3 protein-coding genes and 1 pseudogene are annotated in these 3,674 nt (G+C 52.6%); 1 reads left to right on the top strand and 3 read right to left on the bottom strand.

Annotated elements, in window-relative coordinates:
• Window positions 1-207 (top strand): annotated as a pseudogene (locus tag NW858_RS09135) (phosphoglucomutase/phosphomannomutase family protein); the annotation flags it as partial.
• 79 nt (window positions 208-286) lie between these two features.
• Here the strand turns inward: NW858_RS09135 and NW858_RS09140 are convergent.
• The 3 genes from NW858_RS09140 to NW858_RS09150 form a co-directional block, all read right to left on the bottom strand.
• Window positions 287-1,009 (bottom strand): hypothetical protein, encoded by a 723-nt coding sequence (locus tag NW858_RS09140; RefSeq protein WP_414347767.1) that lies wholly within the window; start codon window positions 1,007-1,009, stop codon window positions 287-289.
• A gap of 39 nt (window positions 1,010-1,048) precedes the next feature.
• Window positions 1,049-2,212 (bottom strand): hypothetical protein, encoded by a 1,164-nt coding sequence (locus NW858_RS09145; protein ID WP_414369094.1) that lies wholly within the window; start codon window positions 2,210-2,212, stop codon window positions 1,049-1,051.
• Window positions 2,213-2,489: 277 nt separating this feature from the next.
• The gene (locus NW858_RS09150; protein WP_414520336.1) at window positions 2,490-3,425 is read right to left on the bottom strand and encodes a hypothetical protein; all 936 of its coding nucleotides are present in this window, start codon (window positions 3,423-3,425) and stop codon (window positions 2,490-2,492) included.
• Between the last annotated feature and the right edge of the window lie 249 nt (window positions 3,426-3,674).

Consider the following 3,674-nt stretch of genomic DNA (forward strand, 5'->3'; position numbering starts at 1 on the left):
GAGATTTTGGGGCAGAAGGTGATTAAGCATTTCGACAAAGACGGCCACAAGTTTACCCTTGCCGACGGCAGTTGGGTGATGATCCGCGGCAGCGGCACCGAGCCCCTGCTGCGGCTGTACTCCGAAGCCAAAACCCCAGAAGCAGTCAATCATCTGCTGGATTGGGCAGCCGGCTTGGCCAACACAACAGCTTCCCACCCCAGATAATCCTTTTTGATTCCCATCTCCCTCAGCTTTATACATATTGGAACTTCTTATGAATATCTTAGGGCTGCTGTAGTTCTTACTACTCGACTTTGATGGCTACGAACTTCTGAGCTGAAATTGGCGGAATCGAAGAATCCGTAACCGTTATCAATGCAGAGAAAGAAAGGCCAATCGGAGGCTGGTTTGCTGCCGCTGGACATTGAACGGAAATGACCCCTGTGGATGTGTCAAAAAAGAAGGGAGGATTAGGTGCTGGCTCGGCTTTGAAAGTGAGTGGGCTTTTAACAGCGCCGGTAATGGTAACAGTTGGAGGCGCAGTGAGCTTCAAGTTAAGGTTAGTGCTACACTTCAAGGAAGTATCCTTATACTGAATTGCAAGAGTGGCAGGTGGTGGAGTCGGCGGCAGAGCTTTGATTGCAACAGGGATCACAGCGCTGAGGTCGGCAGTCAAGAAGTTGGTAGCCGTCGTCAGCGCGGGATTGAGCTTAATGGTCACTGATCCGGCAGCTTCGTTAGGCGTCAGGCGAACAACCTCGAATTCCTGAGGCCCCTTGTTGCCTTCCTTGAAGACCAGCGTGCTGGTCGAAACGGTAAATGGCGCGCCAGGGACAAAAGGATCGGGAGTTCCACTCACATCCAACACAACTTGCCCACCAACTGGAGCTGATGGTTGGAGTGTAACCCTCAGCTTAGCAGAAGTTCCAACCAGAGCTGTGCCAGCAAATTCAACGGAGTCAGGAGCAACTTCAATGCTCGGCGGCAGCTCTTGCTGCTTTAAGGTCACCGCCACAGCAACATTCACCGCTTCCAGAGGTAGAGAACTACTGGCTGGTTTGACTATTTAATTAATTTTAATGCTCACAAGAGCTTGACCAGAAATGGGAGGACTCGAGGAGTCTGTAACAGTTACCAGCGTCGAGAGAGTGGAACCAATGGGAGGTGCACCTGCCTGTGCTGGGCATTGGATAGAGATACCACCATCTTTCGTGTTGAACGTGACTCCAGAAGGCAGAGGAGGATCTGCTGTGTAGGTAAAAGGAGGAAGAACCTTCCCTCTAGTGGTAACTTGGGGAACCACAGTAACTATTTTGCCTAGATTATTCTTACAGTCTACCGAGTTATCATACTTAATCTCAATAGAGCCAACTGCTGACTTGACAGGGATCACAATGTTAATATCTCCTGTTAAGAAGTTACTAGCAGTAGTCAGGGCTGTGTTTAGTTTAACAGTTATGGAGCCAGCAAACACACCATCGGTTAATCGAATAACCCCGAACTGCTGAGATCCCTTATTGCCTTCCTTAAAGATAAGAGTTGAAGGTGAAACAGTGAACGGAGCACCTGGCGCAAAAGGATTAGGGGTTCCACCTATGTCCAGTACAACCTGACCTCCAACTGGAGTTATTTTGAGCTCAACTGTTACATCTTGAGTAGCTCCAATTATGTCATCATCGAGGAACTCTATCGAAGAAGGAGTAACTGTAATACTAGGCGGCTGCTCTTGCTGCTCTAAGGTCACCGGCACGGCAACATTCACGCTGCCCACCGGATAATTGGCAGCGGTTGTGGCCGGGTCGCGGGTAACTGTGATGGTGGCATTGCCCTGCTGTGTAGCCGGGATCAAACGCGTCAGCACAACCTTGGGTGTATCTGTGGATCCCGGTGGAACGACAACTGTTACGAACGAGGCAGCAGTTGTGGAAACGCCCACCACCTGCGGGTTGCTGCTTTCTACCTTCAACACCAAGCTGCCGTTGGCCGGAGGAGCAGACGGCGTAAGCGTGAGAGTTTTTATAGAGCCAACAGTCGTCCCTGAGTCAAACTTAACTTCTGCTGGATCAACGCTAACTTTTTCAACAGGAAAGGGAGTGGGGGGAGGAGGAGGGAAAGGAGTAGAAGGAGCCGGAGTTTCTGCCTTGATGGTGGGGAGAGGAATAGGAGAGGGGATTGGAGGAATGGTTGGGGCTGCAACGGGAGTTTGGATGACAATCGTAGGAGCTGGCAAAGGGATCCCTGGTGGTGCTATGGGAGGTAGGCCCACCTCGGTACCGCCAGTGGGCACGCTAGGAGCCTGAGGGGGAATGATCGGCCCAGGGACAAAGCTGGTGGCGTTCTTGTCCTTGGCTTGCTGGCAGCCAACCAAGCTGGCTGTGGTGAAGAAAACAGTCCCAACACTTCCTAAAGCCCGCAACCAATTTCTTCTGAACTTGATCTTCTTTGCGCTCATTTCGTGCTACCCTCACGTACCAAAATGGATATCACAGACCGGGCCAAAGTCGTCATCAGGGATTAGCCACCAGATTGATGGGAGGAGCTGCACTGGGTAGAGTCTGATTGTTCGACACAAATAGCAGTGGCAAGGTGTAGATCCCAGCAGCTGTTGCCTGAATAGAAACATTGACCTCGCAAGTGGCACCTGCTGCCAAGACCCCCCCCGAAAGACTGATGATCCTCGTCCCCGGTATGGCGCCCACAACTCCTCCGCAGGTATTTGGATTAGCAAGGCCGGCAGGTGTGGAAGGATTGGCAACAGCCACTCCCTCAGGCAAGATCGCCTGGAAGTTCAGACCACTCAAGGGAATGGCCCCAGCCACTCGGTTATCGACCACAAAAGTGAGAGTAACAGGCGTGTTGACCGGCGCTGGATTGGGCAGTAAGAAGCGGGTAAACAAAGGCGACGGCCCTACAGGAACCGGCGTCGGAACAGGGGTAGGGCCTGAAGTCAGCGTAGGTACAGGCGGCAGAGGAGTCGGCGTCGGGGTAGGCGTTGGCTGAGGGAGATTGCCACAGGCTGGAACTCCATTAAGCCGTGAGCCACGAATCTCTGTTCGTTCTTCCTCCCTACTAAAAATTGAGTCGTCAACTCGCAAGACTTGCCCAAAAGCATCTCGGATAGTCAGGATAAAGACAATATCATCCCCAGTTAATTCATCGTTAATCTGGATTTGTCCTTGCGCGTCAAGTCTTCGGACGGGTCTCACTGCTTTGGAAAGAATCCTCAAATCATCAAAAAATCTGGGATCTGTTGGAAATGTATAGCTAAAGTTGAATCCGTTAGCGTCGGTGAACGTGTTGCCTCTTCCAATCAGCAGGTTCCTAAACTGGCTCAGGGCCTCGGGCCGGATTACGCCAGTAACATCCGTTCCGCAAGTGATATTCAAGACCTGAATGTCTACACTCGCAATCACCCCTCGGACAATCAGGTTGGTCAGGTTCACCTTGTAAGAGAGCGAGGCAAACGGCTGGTCAACATCAAAGCCGCCCCCTGACCCAAATTGCGGCGGATCCGGCAGGTCGGGCTGAATGGGCGGCGGCGTGATGGGGGCGAAGTCCGGCCCAGGGCGGAAGGTGATGGGTGTGAGGTTGGGCGAGATCGTGGGAGCCACGGCTACGGGAGGAGGCGTGGATCCATCGGCGGTCAAGAGGGGTGGCAAGCCGCCCGTAGTCTCGCTGCTGCAGGCAGTAGC

Source organism: Synechococcus sp. H55.10, from assembly GCF_047502715.1.
In the GTDB taxonomy this organism is placed as follows: Bacteria; Cyanobacteriota; Cyanobacteriia; order Thermostichales; family Thermostichaceae; genus Thermostichus.